Genomic DNA, 16,735 nt, shown 5'->3' on the forward strand with positions numbered 1-16,735 from the left:
ATAAATGGCTAAAGAAAAATTTGACCGCTCAAAAGATCACGTTAACGTTGGTACTCTTGGACACGTTGACCATGGTAAAACAACTTTAACTGCTGCAATTACAACTGTTCTTGCAAAACACGGTGGTGGAGAAGCACGCGCCTACGACCAAATCGATGGTGCTCCAGAAGAAAGAGAACGTGGTATCACAATCTCAACTTCTCACGTAGAATATGAAACTGAAACTCGTCACTATGCGCACGTTGACTGCCCAGGGCATGCTGACTATGTTAAAAACATGATCACTGGTGCTGCACAAATGGACGGAGCTATCTTAGTAGTATCTGCTGCTGACGGCCCAATGCCACAAACTCGTGAACATATCCTTCTATCTCGCAACGTTGGGGTACCTGCTTTCGTAGTATTCCTTAACAAAGTTGATATGGTTGACGATGAAGAATTACTTGAACTAGTTGAAATGGAAGTTCGTGATCTATTATCAGAATACGATTTCCCTGGTGATGATGTGCCAGTTATCAAAGGTTCAGCTCTTAAAGCTCTTGAAGGTGAAGATAAATACGAACAAGCTATTTTAGAATTAATGGCTGCTGTTGATGAATATGTTCCAACTCCAGAACGTGACAACGACAAACCATTCATGATGCCTGTTGAGGATGTATTCTCAATCACTGGCCGTGGTACAGTTGCAACTGGTCGTGTAGAACGTGGGCAAATTAAAGTTGGGGATGAAATTGAAATCATTGGACTTAATGAAGCTCCAAGCAAATCAACTGTAACAGGTGTTGAAATGTTCCGTAAGCTTCTTGACTACGCTGAAGCTGGTGACAACATCGGTGCACTTCTTCGTGGGGTTTCTCGTGAAGATATCAACCGTGGTCAAGTATTAGCTAAACCAGGTACAATTACACCACATACTAACTTCAAAGCTGAAGTTTATGTATTATCAAAAGAAGAAGGTGGACGTCATACTCCATTCTTCTCAAACTATCGCCCACAGTTCTACTTCCGTACAACTGACGTAACTGGAGTTATCCAACTTCCAGAAGGCGTAGAAATGATTATGCCTGGTGATAACACAGAAATGATCGTAGAACTTATTTCACCAATCGCTATTGAAGACGGTACTCGTTTCTCAATCCGTGAAGGTGGACGTACTGTAGGATCAGGTGTTGTTTCAACAATCACTAAATAAGTAATTATTATAAACACAGGTAACTTAATGAAGTTATCTGTGTTTTTTTATGTAATTTTTTCAAGTATTCGGTGCTTTGTTTTCATGGAAGTTTAGCTTACTGCTCTGGTAATATATAAACACCTGCAACGGAAACAATACAGCTGTAATGTAATGCCACTACTACTTAGCAGCAGAGAACATTATATCTAGCATTTTTTGGAATGGGTAATAAATCGTTATGAAGAGAGGTAAATAAAGCTTACTGCACGAAGGCTTGTCCATACAAAAAAATAATTTGTTAAAAGCTTGCTTTCGTCATAACAATTATGTATAATGTGAAAATGTGCAAAGAACCTATAAGCTTATGAAAATATAGGTTGCATTGACCTAGCATATTTAGTATAATATTAATGTTGGTCAAAAGAAGGCGATGATGTGAGAGGTTGTTGGCACGCCCGGCCCCTTTGCCATGGCGAGCTGTCAAGTAATTTTCACGGAGTATGTCTGTAATAATATGGACGATAAGGAGGGAAAATAATGGCAAAAGAGAAGATTAGAATTCGATTAAAAGCGTATGATCATCGTATTTTAGATCAATCAGCTGAGAAAATTGTAGAAACTGCGAAACGTTCTGGTGCTAACGTATCAGGTCCGATTCCATTGCCTACAGAAAAAGCAATCTATACTGTATTACGTGCGGTGCACAAATACAAAGATTCTCGTGAGCAATTTGAAATGCGCACGCATAAACGCTTAATTGATATTGTTGATCCAACACCAAAAACAGTTGACTCATTAATGCGTCTAGACTTACCATCTGGTGTAGATATAGAAATTAAATTATAAAATAAAGGTTTATTATAGGAGGTGTAACGGATGACGAAAGGAATCTTAGGTCGTAAAATCGGCATGACTCAGCTTTTTTCTGAGAACGGAGAGTTGATCCCTGTTACAGTAATTCAGGCTGAGCCAAACGTAGTTCTACAAAAGAGAACAACAGAAAATGACGGTTATGAAGCACTACAAATCGGTTTTGCAGATAAAAAGGAATCACGTACTAATAAAGCGGAAAAAGGCCATGCTGAGAAAGCAAACACAGCCCCTAAGCGCTACGTTCGTGAAATCCGTAACGCAAATCTTGATGAGTATGAAGTAGGTCAAGAAATTAGCGTTGAAATTTTCCAAGCTGGAGATATGGTTGATGTAACTGGGACATCTAAAGGTAAAGGATTCCAGGGTTCAATCAAACGTCACGGTCAATCTCGTGGTCCAATGAGTCACGGTTCGCATTATCATAGAGGACCAGGTTCAATGGGTGCAGTAGACGCAATGCGTGTCTTCAAAGGAAAAAAATTACCAGGACATATGGGTTCAAAACAAATTACAATTCAAAACCTTGAAATTGTTAATGTTGATGTAGAACGCAACTTGCTTTTAGTTAAAGGTAATGTACCTGGTGCTAAGAAATCTTATGTAGAAATCAAAAGCGCAATTAAAGCTAATTAATTAAACACAGGAAGGGAGGATATGTCATGCCTAAAGTAGCACTATTTAAACAAGACGGAAGTAATGCTGGCGAAATCGAATTAAATGATGTTGTATTCGGTATTGAGCCACATACTCATGTATTACATGAAGCAGTAGTAATGCAACGTGCATCTTTACGTCAAGGTACTCACGATGTAAAAAATCGTTCTGAAGTACGCGGTGGTGGTCGTAAACCATGGCGTCAAAAAGGAACTGGTCGTGCACGTCAAGGATCTATTCGCTCACCACAATGGGTAGGCGGTGGAGTAGTTTTCGGACCAACACCACGCAGCTATAGCTATAAACTACCTAAGAAAGTACGTCGTTTAGCACTTAGATCTGCATTATCTTCTAAAGTAAAGGAAGATAATTTAGTAGTATTGGAATCAATCGCAATCGATGCTCCAAAAACAAAAGAAGTAGTTAACATGCTTGCAGCATTAAATGTTGATGCTAAAGCATTAATCGTAACTGCAGATAAAAATGAAGTTGTTGCTCGTTCAGCAAACAATCTTCAAACTGTAAAAGTATTAACAGTTGAAGAATTGAATGTATTAGACTTGCTTTCGCATGATAAGTTGATCTTAACGAAGGATGCAGCTGAAAAAGCAGGGGAGGTGCTTGCATAATGAAAGAGGCACGCGATATTATTAAACGCCCTGTCATTACGGAGCATTCTGCAGACTTAATGGCAGAAAAAAAATATACTTTCGAAGTATATCCAAAAGCAAATAAAACTGAAATCAAAGATGCGATTGAATCTGTCTTTGGTGTAAAAGTTGTTAATGTAAACACAATTAACGTTAAAGGTAAATTAAAGCGTCAAGGACGTTATCAAGGATATCGTTCAGATCGCAAAAAAGCTATCGTACAGCTTTCAGAAGATAGTAAAGAACTAGACTTCTTTGAAAGCTAAAAACAAATACTCGTGAAGGAGGGAAAACAAGATGGCGATTAAAAAATTCAGACCAACATCAAATGGTCGTCGTAACATGTCTGTATCAGATTTCGCAGAGATCACAACAGACACTCCAGAGAAATCCTTGCTAAGTCCATTATTTAAACGTGGCGGACGTAACAACCAAGGTAGATTAACTGTTCGTCATCAAGGTGGCGGTCATAAACGTCAATATCGTATTATTGACTTTAAACGCAACAAAGATGGTATACCAGGACGCGTTGCTACAGTTGAGTACGATCCAAACCGTACTGCAAACATCGCATTAATTAACTATGCTGATGGTGAAAAACGCTATATCTTAGCTCCAAAAGGATTACAAGTAGGTCAACTTATTGAATCTGGTGCAGAAGCAGATATTAAAGTTGGTAATGCATTACCACTAGTAAACATTCCAGTTGGTACTGTTATCCACAATATCGAATTGAAACCAGGTAATGGTGGACAATTAGCACGTTCAGCTGGTGCTGAAGCACAAATTTTAGGTCGTGAAGATAAGTACACATTAGTACGTCTTGCTTCTGGTGAAGTTCGTTTAATCTTAAGCACTTGCCGCGCAACAGTTGGTCAAGTAGGAAATATTGAACATGAGCTTATCCGTATTGGTAAAGCAGGTCGTTCTCGTTGGATGGGTATCCGCCCAACTGTACGTGGATCTGTTATGAACCCTAACGATCACCCACATGGTGGTGGTGAAGGACGCACACCAATCGGACGTAAATCACCAATGTCACCTTGGGGTAAACCAACTCTTGGTTACAAGACACGTACGCGTAACAAACCGTCTGATAAATATATCGTTCGTAAACGTAAAAAATAAGCGGAATAATTGGCGGGAGTTATCCCCCGTCTCTCAATTGCGGAAGGAGGTTTATCCATGGGTCGTAGCTTAAAAAAAGGACCTTTTGCAGATGATCATTTATTAACAAAAATTGAGAAATTAAACGAATCTGATAAGAAGCAAGTAGTAAAAACTTGGTCTCGTCGTTCAACTATTTTCCCTACTTTTGTTGGTCATACAGTTGCAGTATATGATGGACGTAAACACGTTCCAGTTTATATCACAGAGGACATGGTCGGACATAAATTAGGTGAATTCGCGCCAACCCGTACGTATAAAGGACATGCTGGCGATGATAAGAAAACAAATCGTTAATGAGAGGAGGCACTAAGTATGCAAGCTAAAGCCGTTGCGAAATCAGTTCGTATTGCTCCTCGTAAAGTTCGTTTAGTTGTTGATCTTATTCGAGGAAAAAATGTTGGCGAAGCAGTTGCAATACTCCGTCATACACAACGTGGTGCTTCTCCAGTCGTAGAGAAAGTTTTGAAGTCTGCAATCGCAAACGCAGAACACAACTACGAGATGGATACAGATAATCTAGTAATATCTGAAGCATATGTTAATGAGGGTGCTACATTGAAACGTTTCCGTCCACGCGCACAAGGACGTGCAAGTAAAATTAATAAACGCACTAGCCACATTACAGTAGTGGTAACAGAAAAGAAGGAGGGATAGTCAGTGGGTCAAAAAATTAATCCAACGGGTCTCCGTGTAGGTATTATTAAAGACTGGGAGTCTAAATGGTATGCAGATAAAGACTATGCAGACTTTTTACACGAAGATATTAAGATTAGAGAATATCTTGAAAACCGCTTGAAGATTGCTGCTGTTTCTTCTATCGAAATCGAACGTGCAGCAAATCGTGTAAACATTACAATTCATACTGGTAAACCTGGTATGGTAATCGGTAAAGGTGGATCTGAAGTAGAAGCTCTACGTAAATCGTTAAACAGCCTAACAGGCAAACGTGTCCACATTAATATTGTTGAAATCAAAAAAGTTGATTTAGACGCTAAATTAGTAGCAGATAGTATTGCTCGTCAATTAGAAAACCGTATTTCATTCCGTCGAGCTCAAAAACAAGCAATCCAACGTGCTATTCGTGGGGGAGCAAAAGGAATCAAAACACAAGTATCTGGTCGTCTAGGTGGAGCAGATATCGCTCGTGCAGAACATTATAGTGAAGGAACAGTGCCACTACACACATTACGTGCTGACATTGACTATGGTACAGCAGAAGCTGATACTACTTATGGTAAATTAGGTGTTAAAGTGTGGATCTACCGTGGAGAAGTCCTTCCAACAAAAAATAATAAATAAGGAAGGGGGCAATGCATTATGTTAATGCCTAAACGTGTTAAATATCGTAGACAACATCGTGGTAAAATGAGAGGCCAAGCTAAAGGTGGTACAACAGTAGCTTTCGGTGAATACGGCTTACAAGCTGTAGAAGCTTCTTGGATTACAAGTCGTCAAATCGAGGCTGCTCGTATTGCAATGACTCGTTACATGAAACGTGGTGGTAAAGTTTGGATTAAGATTTTCCCAGACAAACCATATACAGCAAAACCTCTAGAAGTACGAATGGGTTCTGGTAAAGGTGCTCCTGAAGGATGGGTAGCAGTAGTAAAACCAGGAAAAATTATGTTTGAAATCGCGGGAGTTTCAGAAGAAGTAGCACGCGAAGCTTTACGTCTTGCTGCTCATAAACTACCGATCAAAACTAAGTTCGTAAAACGCGAAGAAATTGGTGGTGAAATCAATGAAGGCTAATGAAATCAGAGAACTAACCACTGCCGAAATTGAACAAAAAGTTAAATCATTAAAAGAAGAATTATTTAATTTGCGTTTCCAACTTGCAACTGGTCAGTTGGAAAACACTGCACGTATTCGTGAAGTAAGAAAAGAAATCGCACGAATGAAAACTGTTGTACGTCACCGTGAATTAAACGTAAATAACTAATTCAAGAGAGGAGGTTAGCCTCAAAATGACTGAACGTAATAATCGTAAAGTATACACAGGCCGTGTTGTTTCAGACAAAATGGATAAAACCATTACTGTAGTAATTGAAACTCACAAGAACCATAAATTGTACGGTAAACGTGTTAAATACTCTAAGAAATTTAAAGCACATGATGAGAATAACCAAGCTAAAATCGGCGACATTGTTCGCATTATGGAAACTCGACCACTTTCAGCTACTAAACGTTTTCGTCTAGTTGAAGTAGTGGAAGAAGCAGTAATTATCTAATTTAAGTTCGCGAAGGAATTATCCGAAGGGAGGTCACAGTGTTATGATTCAACAAGAAACTCGTTTAAAAGTTGCAGATAACTCTGGTGCTCGTGAATTATTAACCATTAAAGTATTAGGCGGATCAGGACGTAAAACTGCTAATATTGGTGATATAATTGTTTGTTCAGTGAAACAAGCAACACCAGGTGGCGTTGTTAAGAAAGGTGAAGTTGTTAAAGCTGTCATCGTTCGTACGAAAACTGGTGCTCGTCGTAAAGATGGATCATATATTCGTTTTGATGAAAATGCAGCCGTAATTATCCGTGATGATAAAAGTCCAAGAGGGACTCGTATTTTCGGACCTGTTGCACGTGAATTACGTGATGCTAAATTCATGAAAATCGTATCTCTAGCTCCAGAAGTTTTATAAGCGAATGAATAGCCCTGTCAAGGAGGTGCGCAAAGCATGCATGTAAAAAAAGGTGATAAAGTAAAAGTATTATCTGGTAAAGACCGTGGTAAAACAGGTACGATATTAGAAGCATATCCGAAGAAAGATCGTGTTCTAGTAGAAGGTGTAAACATTGTAAAGAAACACGCTAAACCTTCACAAGAAAATCCACAAGGTGGAATTCTTGAACTAGAAGCGCCAATTCATGTTTCTAATGTAATGCCAATTGATCCTAAATCCGGTGAACCAACTCGTGTTGGGTATGAAGTACGTGACGGCAAAAAAGTCCGCATCGCTAAAAAATCCGGTGAAGTATTAGATAAATAATTTAGCGACGAAAGGAGGGCGACATGATGAATCAATTAAGACAAAAATATCAAGATGAAATTGCACCATCATTAATGAATAAATTTAACTATAAATCAGCAATGCAAGTGCCTAAAGTAGAGAAAATCGTAATCAACATGGGTGTTGGTGACGCTGTTCAAAACTCAAAAGCATTAGATGCCGCTGTTGAAGAATTAACATTAATTTCTGGTCAAAAACCATTAGTAACTCGTGCGAAGAAATCAATCGCTGGTTTCCGTCTTCGTGAAGGAATGCCTATCGGTACAAAAGTAACCCTTCGTGGTGAACGTATGTATGATTTCTTACAAAAACTTATCTCAGTTTCACTTCCACGTGTACGTGACTTCCGTGGGATTTCTAAGAAAGCTTTTGACGGACGTGGAAATTACACTCTAGGTGTAAAAGAACAACTAATTTTCCCAGAAATCAACTATGATAAAGTAAATAAAGTTCGTGGTATGGATATTGTTATTGTAACAACTTCTAATACAGACGAAGAAGCTCGTGAACTTTTAGCTCAGTTAGGCATGCCTTTCCAAAAGTAAGCTAAGAGCTAATACAAGGAGGGAAATTTGTGGCTAAAAAATCTATGGTTGCGAAACAAAAACGTACACATAAATATCAAGTACAAGAATATACACGCTGTGAACGTTGTGGTCGTCCACATTCAGTAATTCGTAAATTTAAACTTTGCCGTATTTGTTTCCGTGAACTTGCCTATAAAGGTCAAATTCCTGGTGTCAAAAAAGCAAGTTGGTAAAACCCGATTCGGGAAGGAGGTAATTTGTAATGGTTATGACAGATCCAATCGCAGATATGCTAACTCGCATTCGTAATGCGAACACAGTAAAACATGAACAACTGGAGCTTCCAGCTTCAAAAATGAAAAAAGATATCGCTGATATCCTTAAACGTGAAGGTTTTGTTAAAGATTATGAATTAATCGAAGACAATAAACAAGGCGTTCTGCGTATTTTCCTTAAGTACGGTGCAAACGAAGAACGAGTAATCACAGGAATTAAACGTATTAGCAAACCAGGTCTACGTGTATACGCTAAAGCTGATGAAGTACCTCGTGTACTTAATGGTTTAGGTATCGCTATCGTTTCAACATCTAAAGGAGTGCTTTCCGATAAAGAAGCACGTTCTCAAGCTGTTGGTGGCGAAGTAGTCGCATACGTTTGGTAATTAACATTTTTTAATTAAGGAGGTGCATGGAATGTCTCGTATAGGACTTAAATTAATTGAAATTCCACAAGGTGTAGACATTAACCTTAATGGCACTACAATTACTGTTAAAGGACCAAAAGGTGAATTATCAAGAGATCTACATCCAGATATGAAAATTAATATAAATGATAATGTTCTTACTGTTGAACGTCCATCAGATGCTAAAGAACATCGTGCATTACACGGAACTACTCGTAGTTTAATCAACAACATGGTTGAAGGTGTTAGCAAAGGTTTTGAAAAGAATCTTGAGATGATCGGTGTTGGTTATCGTGCTCAAATGCAAGGTAAGAAACTAATCGTTAATGCTGGTTACTCAAATCCAGTTGAAGTTGATCCAATCGAAGGTATCGAAATTGAAGTACCGAAGAATACTCAATTAACAATTAGAGGTATTGATAAAGAATTAGTTGGTGCAGTTGCTTCTAACATCAGAGCAATCAGACCACCTGAGCCGTATAAAGGTAAAGGAATTCGCTACGTTGGTGAATTTGTTCGCCGTAAAGAAGGTAAAACTGCTAAGTAAGATTAGTTAGTTAGCAAGCAAGAAAGGAGTGACCTAGATGATCACAAAGCCTGACAGAAATGTACTACGTAAAAAGAGACACGGCCGAGTTCGTAAAAACCTTAGTGGAACAGAAGCACGTCCTCGTTTAAACGTATATCGTTCAAATAAAAATATCTACGCACAAATTATCGATGATAATAACGGCGTAACATTAGCAAGTGCATCAACAAAGGACAAAGAACTTAATGTTGAAGTTACTAGCAATGTAGATGCAGCTAAAAAAGTCGGTGAAATGGTAGCGAAGCGTGCTCAAGAAAAAGGAATTAAATCCGTTGTTTTTGATCGCGGAGGCTATCTATACCATGGTCGTATACAAGCGTTGGCGGAAGCTGCTCGTGAGGCAGGTCTTGAATTTTAATAAAAAGGAGGGAACTCTTAAATGAAAACAAACATCGATCCGAACAAATTAGAACTTGAAGAACGTGTAGTTACGGTAAACCGTGTTGCTAAAGTAGTAAAAGGTGGACGTCGTTTCCGTTTTGCAGCTCTAGTTGTTGTTGGAGATAAAAACGGTCATGTAGGTTTTGGTACTGGTAAAGCACAAGAAGTACCAGAAGCAATTAAAAAAGCAGTTGATGATGCTAAGAAAAACTTAATTACTGTACCAATCGTTGGAACTTCAATTCCACACACAGTAAATGGTAAATTTGGATCTGGTCACGTATTAATGAAACCAGCTTCTGAAGGTACTGGAGTTATCTCTGGTGGTCCAGTTCGTGCGATTTTAGAACTTGCTGGTGTCGGTGATATTCTTACAAAATCATTAGGTTCAAACACACCAATTAATATGATTCGTGCAACATTAGATGGCTTAACACAATTAAAACGTGCAGAAGACGTAGCAAAACTACGTGGAAAGTCTGTAGAAGAACTGTTAGGATAATAGGGAGGGAAACAATATGTCTAAACAATTAGAAATCACCCTCACACGGAGTGTTATTGGTCGAAAAGAAAAACAAATTAAAACTGTTGAAGCACTAGGGCTTAAGAAAATTCGCCAGTCCGTTGTTCGTGAAGATACTCCAGTTGTTCGTGGTATGATCAACGTCGTATCTCATCTTGTAACAGTTAAAGAAATATAATACTATAAAGCTTAAAGAGGAGGTGCTTGTATGAAACTTCATGAATTAAAAGCATCAGAAGGAACTCGCAAAGAGAGAAATCGTGTGGGTCGTGGAATGTCCTCAGGTAACGGGAAGACTTCTGGCAGAGGACATAAAGGACAAAACTCACGTTCAGGCGGCGGTGTACGCCCAGGGTTCGAGGGTGGTCAAATGCCATTATTCCAACGTTTACCGAAACGTGGCTTTAGCAACATTAATCGTAAAGAATTTGCTATAGTTAACTTAGATGCATTAAATCGCTTTGAAGACGGCACAGAAGTTACACCAGAGCTATTACTTGAAGAAGGTATCGTGAGCAAATTGAATTCCGGCATTAAGGTGCTAGGTTTTGGCGCTATCGAAAAGAAACTAACAGTAAAAGCTCATAAGTTCTCTGCTTCAGCTAAAGAAGCTATTGAGACAGCGGGCGGTAAGACTGAGGTGATCTAATGTTTCGTACAATCTCCAATTTTTGGCGCGTGGCTGACATTAGACGAAAAATAGTTTTTACATTATTAATGTTAATTGTTTTTCGTCTAGGCACGTTCATTCCTGTGCCATTTACAGATAAAGCAGCAATTGACTTTATGAACCAGCAGAACGTCTTTGGTTTCTTAAATACATTTGGTGGTGGAGCACTACAGAACTTTTCAATTTTTGCTATGGGAATAATGCCATATATTACGGCATCTATCATCATGCAATTATTGCAAATGGACATTGTTCCAAAATTTGCTGAGTGGAAGAAACAAGGCGAGATGGGACGCAAGAAAATTGCACAGGTTACACGCTATGCAGCAATCGGATTCGCATTCATTCAAGCAATTGCTATGTCAGCAGGGTTTAATGCAATGGCCGGTGGGTTGTTAATAGTTGATCCAGGTTTTATGAAATTCCTTGTAATTGCAATTGTATTAACGGCAGGTACAGCTTTCTTAATGTGGTTAGGTGAACAAATTACAGCACATGGTGTTGGAAATGGAATCTCTGTAATTATTTTTGCTGGTATCGTTGCTGCAGTACCGAACGGTGTTGCTCAATTGTATAGTCAATATTTTGTAAATGCTGGTGATGAACTATTTATCAACATCATTATCGTTGCCTTAATTGTATTAGTTGCAATAGCTGTTGTAGTTGGAGTTATATTTGTTAACCAAGCATTACGAAAAATACCAGTTCAATACGCAAAAAAACTTGTAAATCGTTCTCCAGTTGGTGGTCAGTCAACACATTTACCTTTAAAAGTAAATGGTGCAGGGGTTATTCCTGTAATCTTTGCAGTAGCGTTTATCATGGCACCAAGGACGATTGCTAGTTTCTTTGAAGGTAATCAAGTAGCAGCAACACTTATGAATATATTTGATTACACTCAACCCGTTGGTATGGTAATATACTCAGCTCTAATCATTGCATTTGCATACTTCTATACATTTATTCAGGTTAATCCTGAGCAAATGGCAGAGAACTTGCAAAAACAAGGTGGCTATATTCCTGGAATTCGTCCAGGGAAGAATACTGAAACGTATCTTACACGTGTTCTATACCGTTTAACATTTGTAGGTGCGATATTCTTAGCAGTTGTTGCGGTATTACCAATTATCTTGGGTAGTCTTGCTAATCTGCCTAGTGCAGTACAAATCGGCGGCACAAGTTTACTAATCGTTGTAGGTGTAGCATTACAAACAATGAAACAATTAGAAAGTCAGTTAGTGAAGCGTCACTACAAAGGGTTTATTAAATAAGTTCTCTGCTGCCAATGAGAGCGAGGAAGATCGATGAATTTAATTTTAATGGGATTACCTGGTGCAGGAAAAGGTACACAGGCAGAGAAAATTAAAGATAAATATAATATCCCGCATATTTCAACAGGGGATATGTTTCGTCTAAGCATCAAAGAAGGTACAGATCTTGGTAAGAAAGCGCAGGAATATATGGATCGTGGAGATCTTGTTCCAGATGAAGTAACAATTGGAATTGTGAAAGAACGTTTAAGTAAAGATGACTGCAAGAACGGCTTCCTATTGGATGGATTTCCAAGAACGATTGCTCAAGCAGAAGCCTTACAGCAACTTCTTTCAGATCTTGGTGAATCCATTGACTACGTATTACATGTAGACGTGCCGGAAGAAAAATTAGTGGAGCGTCTAACGGGTCGTAGAATTTGTCCAACATGTGGAACAGCCTATCATATCGAATTCAATCCGCCTAAAGTAGAAGGAATTTGCGATAAAGACGGTTCACAGTTAATTCAACGTGATGATGATAAAGCCGAAACAGTGAAAAGACGTTTAGCCGTGAATATCGAGCAGACAAAACCATTACTCGATTTTTATCAAGAAAAAGGATATCTTGTTACTGTTAACGGAAATCAAGAAATTGACAATGTTTTCGAAGATATTCAAAAAAAACTTGTAAAATAAAACGATTTTAATTACATCTAGCGCGGAATAGATGCATTTCTATCTGTAAAAAGTTATAATTAAAGTCGTGAGTAATTTAAAAATTAAAATGTATTGCTTTAAATAAAGTGACACAGGTCAAATATAGAAGTAGCCCTTTAAGAGGGAATATATTTTTCTAATGCCTTAGTGCAGGTGATCGTTGTTGAACACAGGAGATCAGGTTCTGATGCTAGGTCAGGTTGTTCGTATTTTGCAAGGTCGTGATGCGGGTCTTTATATGATAATCATTCATGTAGTGGATCATCATACTGTCTTGTTAGCTGATGGGGAGAGGCGAAAGACGAATAGGCCAAAGAGAAAGAATCTACATCACCTTGAGAAGCTGGACTATATTTCCCCAGAAGTCCAAAACAGCCTTCTAGAAACTGGTCGTGTCACAAATGGGAAATTGCGATTTGCCATATCTAAGTTTAAAAGTGAGATTGTGACTGATTTGAAGAAGGGAGATCTACACGATGGCAAAAGATGATGTAATTGAAGTAGAAGGCACCGTAACAGATACATTGCCTAACGCAATGTTTAAAGTAGAGCTTGAAAACGGCCATACGGTCTTAGCACATGTATCTGGTAAAATCCGTATGCATTTTATCCGTATTCTGCCAGGTGACAAAGTAACGGTTGAGCTTTCTCCGTATGATTTGACAAAAGGACGAATTACGTATCGTTATAAATAAACGAGCTCCGATATAAAAGGAGGTAAAGATGATGAAAGTAAGAGCATCTGTAAAACCAATTTGTGAAAAATGTAAAATAATTAAGCGTAAGGGTAAAGTAATGGTGATTTGCGAAAATCCCAAACACAAACAAAAACAAGGCTAAAACCTTAGGAGGTGCAACTATTCTATGGCACGTATAGCAGGTATTGACATCCCACGTGATAAACGTGTTGTCATTTCTTTAACTTATATCTTTGGAATTGGTAAAGTTACCGCACAGAAAGTCCTTAAAGAAGCAGGCGTTTCAGAAGACACTCGTGTTCGTGATTTAACTGAAGACGAATTAGGTAGAATTCGTACAGCAATCGATCAATATAATACGGAAGGTGACCTTCGTCGTGAAGTATCACTTAACATTAAACGTTTGATCGAAATTGGTTCATATAGAGGCCTTCGTCATCGTCGTAGCTTACCAGTTCGTGGACAACATACTAAAAACAACTCACGTACTCGTAAAGGCCCACGTCGTACAATGGCTAACAAGAAAAAATAAAGTAGTAAAGGAGGTTAACTAATCAATGGCACGTAATACTAATACACGTAAACGTCGTGTGAAAAAGAATATTGAATCAGGTATCGCGCATATCCGTTCTACATTTAACAATACAATTGTTACAATTACGGATACACAAGGTAATGCAGTTGGCTGGAGCTCAGCAGGTGCATTAGGCTTTAAGGGTTCACGTAAATCTACTCCATTTGCTGCTCAAATGGCTGCAGAAACTGTAGCTAAATCAGCAATCGAAAATGGCATGAAGACATTAGAGGTTACTGTTAAAGGGCCTGGAGCTGGACGTGAAGCAGCAATTCGTTCACTTCAAGCAGCTGGTTTAGAAGTTACAGCAATTGTTGACGTAACTCCAGTTCCTCATAATGGATGCCGCCCACCAAAACGTCGTCGTGTATAATTTTACCGTATAGAATTTGTCACCCTGTCTATAATGGGTTATGATAGCTAAAAAAAGTAGATTTATTTTTTAAGACATCAGGACAGGACAGTACGAATGAATTGCAGGTAGTGCAGAAACGCCAACTGCCTATTGAGGAATTTCGGTTAGACATGGGTCTAGCCGGGGTTTCGACGTTTTAAAGGAGGGTTTTGTTGAATGATCGAAATAGAAAAGCCAAATATTGAAACGATTGAAATTAGCGATGATGCTACTTTCGGGAAATTCGTAGTAGAACCACTTGAACGTGGATATGGTGCCACTCTAGGAAACTCCTTGCGTCGTATCTTACTATCCTCACTTCCAGGTGCTGCCGTTACATCAATTCAAATTGATGGTGCTTTACATGAGTTCTCAACTATCGATGGAGTTGTCGAAGATGTCACTCAAATTATTTTGAGCTTAAAGAAGTTAGCACTTAAGATTTATTCTGATGAACCGAAAACGATTGAATTATCTGTTCAAGGTGAAGGGGTAGTAACTGCTGCTGACCTTACGTATGACAGTGATGTAGAAGTGTTGAATCCGGATTTGAAGATCGCTACTTTAAATAGTAAAGGCGCTTTAAACATGAGAATGACAGCTGAGCGTGGTCGAGGATATCGCCAAGCTGAGCAGAATAAACATGAGGATCAACCAATAGGTGTTATTGCGATTGATTCTATTTTTACACCTGTATCACGTGTTTCCTACCAAGTAGAAAACACAAGAGTAGGTCAAAATGCAAACTATGATAAATTAACAATTGATGTCTCTACTGATGGAAGCATTCGTCCTGAAGAAGCAGTTTCTTTAGGTGCTAAAATCATTACAGAGCATTTTAATATTTTCGTAGGGCTAACGGATGAGGCACAAAATGCCGAAATTATGGTTGAAAAAGAAGAAGATCAAAAAGAGAAAGTTATGGAAATGACAATCGAAGAACTTGATCTTTCTGTTAGATCTTATAACTGCTTAAAACGCGCTGGAATTAATACTGTTCAAGAGCTTGCAAATAAGAGCGAAGAAGATATGATGAAGGTTCGTAATTTAGGTCGTAAATCACTTGAAGAAGTTAAACATAAATTAGCAGATCTTGATTTAGGTTTGCGTAATGACGACTGATAAACACAGTCACCTTTAGAGATTTTTGAAAGGGAGGTACTAACATGGCTAGAAAATTTGGACGTAGTACAGACAGCCGTATGGCAATGCTTCGCAACCTTGCATCTGATTTAATTATTCATGAACGGATTGAAACTACAGAAGCAAAAGCGAAGGATTTAAAATCGATTGTAGATAAAATGATTACATTAGGTAAACGTGGAGATCTTCACGCTCGCCGTCAAGCAGCAGCATTCCTTTATAACAAAGAAGCTGATGAAGAAAATAATGTAATTCAAAAACTTTTTGATGATGTTGCTAAACGCTATGATGAGAGACAAGGTGGATACACACGTGTTCTTAAACTTGGTGAACGCCAAGGCGATGGCGCAAAAATGGCAATCATTGAATTGGTCTAAACAAGAAACATGCGGCAAGGGCAGGACTTTAATCTCTAACGAGGTGAATCCAAGCCCTTTTTTTGTAGTAAGGAAAAGTATAGCGGGCTTGCCCAGAGACGGAGGGCATAGGCAAGGGACCTAAGAGTGGCGAACTTACCACTCGAAGTGCCAATTGCTTATGACGGTAGCCTCTAGGAGTTTGAGCTAGACAAGGAAAAATGCAAGCGACCGTTTAGAGGCGGTATTTTTTCGTAGAATGATTATATCGTCACGTACGAGCCATATCAGCAGGAGAACAATATATCAGCATGAGCTCAAGGATATCGGCAAGAGAAAAAATATATCAGCATGGGCGCAAGTATATCAGCAGGAGAAAAAATATATCGCCACGAGCGCAAGTATATCAGCAGGAGAAAAAATATATCGCCACGAGCGCAAGTGTATCAGCAGGAGAAAAAATATATCGCCACGAGCGCAAGTATATTAGCAGGAGAAAAAATATATCGCCACGAGCGCAAGGATATCGGCAGGAGAAAAAATATATCGCCACGAGCGCAAGGATATCGGCAGGAGAAAAAATATATCAGCATGAGCGCAAGTATATCAGCAGGAGAAACGATAAATCACTCCGTGCGAAGCGATATCGGCAGTACAAAAATCCCAGGCAGGAGTATAGGTTAGGAGAGATATTT

Annotated in this window: 31 protein-coding genes; all 31 read left to right on the forward strand. The window is 38.8% G+C overall.

Annotated features, from left to right (window positions below):
- The first annotated feature begins 4 nt into the window (after positions 1-4).
- A complete protein-coding gene (tuf, locus tag CWR45_RS09595; protein WP_115749656.1) occupies positions 5-1,192 on the forward strand; it encodes an elongation factor Tu in 1,188 nt (395 codons plus the stop codon).
- A 519-nt stretch (positions 1,193-1,711) separates the two neighbouring features.
- The gene (gene rpsJ / locus CWR45_RS09600; RefSeq protein ID WP_114914888.1) at positions 1,712-2,020 is read left to right on the forward strand and encodes a 30S ribosomal protein S10; all 309 of its coding nucleotides are present in this window, start codon (positions 1,712-1,714) and stop codon (positions 2,018-2,020) included.
- Between the two features lie 30 nt (positions 2,021-2,050).
- Complete coding sequence (gene rplC / locus CWR45_RS09605; RefSeq protein ID WP_115749657.1) at positions 2,051-2,680, forward strand: 50S ribosomal protein L3; 630 nt, start codon at positions 2,051-2,053, stop codon at positions 2,678-2,680.
- A gap of 26 nt (positions 2,681-2,706) precedes the next feature.
- Positions 2,707-3,330 (forward strand): 50S ribosomal protein L4, encoded by a 624-nt coding sequence (gene rplD, locus CWR45_RS09610; RefSeq protein WP_115749658.1) that lies wholly within the window; start codon positions 2,707-2,709, stop codon positions 3,328-3,330.
- Positions 3,330-3,617 (forward strand): 50S ribosomal protein L23, encoded by a 288-nt coding sequence (rplW, locus tag CWR45_RS09615; RefSeq protein ID WP_115749659.1) that lies wholly within the window; start codon positions 3,330-3,332, stop codon positions 3,615-3,617. The genes rplD and rplW overlap by 1 nt, the downstream gene beginning before the upstream one ends.
- Positions 3,618-3,648: 31 nt before the next feature.
- Positions 3,649-4,479 carry a 50S ribosomal protein L2 gene (gene rplB / locus CWR45_RS09620; RefSeq protein ID WP_115749660.1) on the forward strand — a complete coding sequence of 277 codons (831 nt, stop codon included), beginning with the start codon at positions 3,649-3,651 and terminating at the stop codon, positions 4,477-4,479.
- A gap of 57 nt (positions 4,480-4,536) precedes the next feature.
- A complete protein-coding gene (gene rpsS / locus CWR45_RS09625; RefSeq protein ID WP_115749661.1) occupies positions 4,537-4,815 on the forward strand; it encodes a 30S ribosomal protein S19 in 279 nt (92 codons plus the stop codon).
- An 18-nt stretch (positions 4,816-4,833) separates the two neighbouring features.
- Positions 4,834-5,175, forward strand: a complete 342-nt coding sequence (rplV, locus tag CWR45_RS09630) for a 50S ribosomal protein L22 (protein ID WP_115749662.1) — start codon at positions 4,834-4,836, stop codon at positions 5,173-5,175.
- A gap of 3 nt (positions 5,176-5,178) precedes the next feature.
- Positions 5,179-5,820: a 30S ribosomal protein S3 gene (rpsC, locus tag CWR45_RS09635; protein ID WP_115749663.1), complete on the forward strand. Its 642-nt coding sequence runs from the start codon at positions 5,179-5,181 to the stop codon at positions 5,818-5,820.
- 18 nt (positions 5,821-5,838) lie between these two features.
- Positions 5,839-6,273 carry a 50S ribosomal protein L16 gene (gene rplP / locus CWR45_RS09640; protein WP_115749664.1) on the forward strand — a complete coding sequence of 145 codons (435 nt, stop codon included), beginning with the start codon at positions 5,839-5,841 and terminating at the stop codon, positions 6,271-6,273.
- Positions 6,263-6,463, forward strand: coding sequence for a 50S ribosomal protein L29 (gene rpmC, locus CWR45_RS09645; protein WP_114914897.1), 201 nt, complete (start codon positions 6,263-6,265; stop codon positions 6,461-6,463). The genes rplP and rpmC overlap by 11 nt, the downstream gene beginning before the upstream one ends.
- Before the next feature lie 25 nt (positions 6,464-6,488).
- Positions 6,489-6,752, forward strand: a complete 264-nt coding sequence (gene rpsQ, locus CWR45_RS09650) for a 30S ribosomal protein S17 (protein WP_115749665.1) — start codon at positions 6,489-6,491, stop codon at positions 6,750-6,752.
- A 43-nt stretch (positions 6,753-6,795) separates the two neighbouring features.
- Positions 6,796-7,164, forward strand: coding sequence for a 50S ribosomal protein L14 (gene rplN / locus CWR45_RS09655; protein WP_115749666.1), 369 nt, complete (start codon positions 6,796-6,798; stop codon positions 7,162-7,164).
- Between the two features lie 36 nt (positions 7,165-7,200).
- On the forward strand, positions 7,201-7,512 hold the full coding sequence (gene rplX, locus CWR45_RS09660) for a 50S ribosomal protein L24 (RefSeq protein WP_115749667.1): 312 nt from the start codon (positions 7,201-7,203) through the stop codon (positions 7,510-7,512).
- Between the two features lie 26 nt (positions 7,513-7,538).
- Positions 7,539-8,078, forward strand: coding sequence for a 50S ribosomal protein L5 (rplE, locus tag CWR45_RS09665; protein ID WP_115749668.1), 540 nt, complete (start codon positions 7,539-7,541; stop codon positions 8,076-8,078).
- Positions 8,079-8,107: 29 nt separating this feature from the next.
- Positions 8,108-8,293, forward strand: coding sequence for a type Z 30S ribosomal protein S14 (locus tag CWR45_RS09670; protein ID WP_114914902.1), 186 nt, complete (start codon positions 8,108-8,110; stop codon positions 8,291-8,293).
- A 29-nt stretch (positions 8,294-8,322) separates the two neighbouring features.
- Complete coding sequence (gene rpsH / locus CWR45_RS09675) at positions 8,323-8,721, forward strand: 30S ribosomal protein S8 (protein ID WP_115749669.1); 399 nt, start codon at positions 8,323-8,325, stop codon at positions 8,719-8,721.
- Between the two features lie 31 nt (positions 8,722-8,752).
- A complete protein-coding gene (gene rplF, locus CWR45_RS09680; RefSeq protein WP_115749670.1) occupies positions 8,753-9,289 on the forward strand; it encodes a 50S ribosomal protein L6 in 537 nt (178 codons plus the stop codon).
- A gap of 37 nt (positions 9,290-9,326) precedes the next feature.
- Positions 9,327-9,689 (forward strand): 50S ribosomal protein L18, encoded by a 363-nt coding sequence (gene rplR, locus CWR45_RS09685; protein WP_115749671.1) that lies wholly within the window; start codon positions 9,327-9,329, stop codon positions 9,687-9,689.
- A gap of 21 nt (positions 9,690-9,710) precedes the next feature.
- Positions 9,711-10,214 (forward strand): 30S ribosomal protein S5, encoded by a 504-nt coding sequence (gene rpsE, locus CWR45_RS09690; RefSeq protein WP_115749672.1) that lies wholly within the window; start codon positions 9,711-9,713, stop codon positions 10,212-10,214.
- Positions 10,215-10,230: 16 nt separating this feature from the next.
- Positions 10,231-10,413 (forward strand): 50S ribosomal protein L30, encoded by a 183-nt coding sequence (gene rpmD / locus CWR45_RS09695; RefSeq protein WP_115749673.1) that lies wholly within the window; start codon positions 10,231-10,233, stop codon positions 10,411-10,413.
- Positions 10,414-10,443: 30 nt separating this feature from the next.
- Positions 10,444-10,884, forward strand: a complete 441-nt coding sequence (rplO, locus tag CWR45_RS09700) for a 50S ribosomal protein L15 (RefSeq protein ID WP_115749674.1) — start codon at positions 10,444-10,446, stop codon at positions 10,882-10,884.
- Entirely contained in the window at positions 10,884-12,176 is a 1,293-nt protein-coding gene (gene secY, locus CWR45_RS09705) for a preprotein translocase subunit SecY (protein WP_115749675.1), read from the forward strand. The genes rplO and secY overlap by 1 nt, the downstream gene beginning before the upstream one ends.
- Positions 12,177-12,209: 33 nt before the next feature.
- Complete coding sequence (locus CWR45_RS09710; RefSeq protein ID WP_115749676.1) at positions 12,210-12,854, forward strand: adenylate kinase; 645 nt, start codon at positions 12,210-12,212, stop codon at positions 12,852-12,854.
- Positions 12,855-13,038: 184 nt separating this feature from the next.
- Positions 13,039-13,365 (forward strand): KOW domain-containing RNA-binding protein, encoded by a 327-nt coding sequence (locus CWR45_RS09715; RefSeq protein WP_425453615.1) that lies wholly within the window; start codon positions 13,039-13,041, stop codon positions 13,363-13,365.
- On the forward strand, positions 13,352-13,570 hold the full coding sequence (infA, locus tag CWR45_RS09720; protein WP_040985051.1) for a translation initiation factor IF-1: 219 nt from the start codon (positions 13,352-13,354) through the stop codon (positions 13,568-13,570). Before CWR45_RS09715 ends, infA begins: the two co-directional genes overlap by 14 nt.
- Before the next feature lie 31 nt (positions 13,571-13,601).
- Complete coding sequence (gene rpmJ, locus CWR45_RS09725) at positions 13,602-13,715, forward strand: 50S ribosomal protein L36 (protein ID WP_029267374.1); 114 nt, start codon at positions 13,602-13,604, stop codon at positions 13,713-13,715.
- A gap of 24 nt (positions 13,716-13,739) precedes the next feature.
- Positions 13,740-14,105, forward strand: a complete 366-nt coding sequence (gene rpsM, locus CWR45_RS09730) for a 30S ribosomal protein S13 (protein WP_114914912.1) — start codon at positions 13,740-13,742, stop codon at positions 14,103-14,105.
- 25 nt (positions 14,106-14,130) lie between these two features.
- Positions 14,131-14,520, forward strand: coding sequence for a 30S ribosomal protein S11 (rpsK, locus tag CWR45_RS09735; protein ID WP_114914913.1), 390 nt, complete (start codon positions 14,131-14,133; stop codon positions 14,518-14,520).
- 198 nt (positions 14,521-14,718) lie between these two features.
- Complete coding sequence (locus CWR45_RS09740; protein ID WP_115749678.1) at positions 14,719-15,663, forward strand: DNA-directed RNA polymerase subunit alpha; 945 nt, start codon at positions 14,719-14,721, stop codon at positions 15,661-15,663.
- Positions 15,664-15,707: 44 nt separating this feature from the next.
- The gene (rplQ, locus tag CWR45_RS09745) at positions 15,708-16,061 is read left to right on the forward strand and encodes a 50S ribosomal protein L17 (protein WP_115749679.1); all 354 of its coding nucleotides are present in this window, start codon (positions 15,708-15,710) and stop codon (positions 16,059-16,061) included.
- Positions 16,062-16,735 lie beyond the last annotated feature (674 nt).

It is taken from the genome of Oceanobacillus chungangensis (assembly GCF_003369565.1).
Classification (GTDB): Bacteria; Bacillota; Bacilli; order Bacillales; family Amphibacillaceae; genus Oceanobacillus; species Oceanobacillus chungangensis.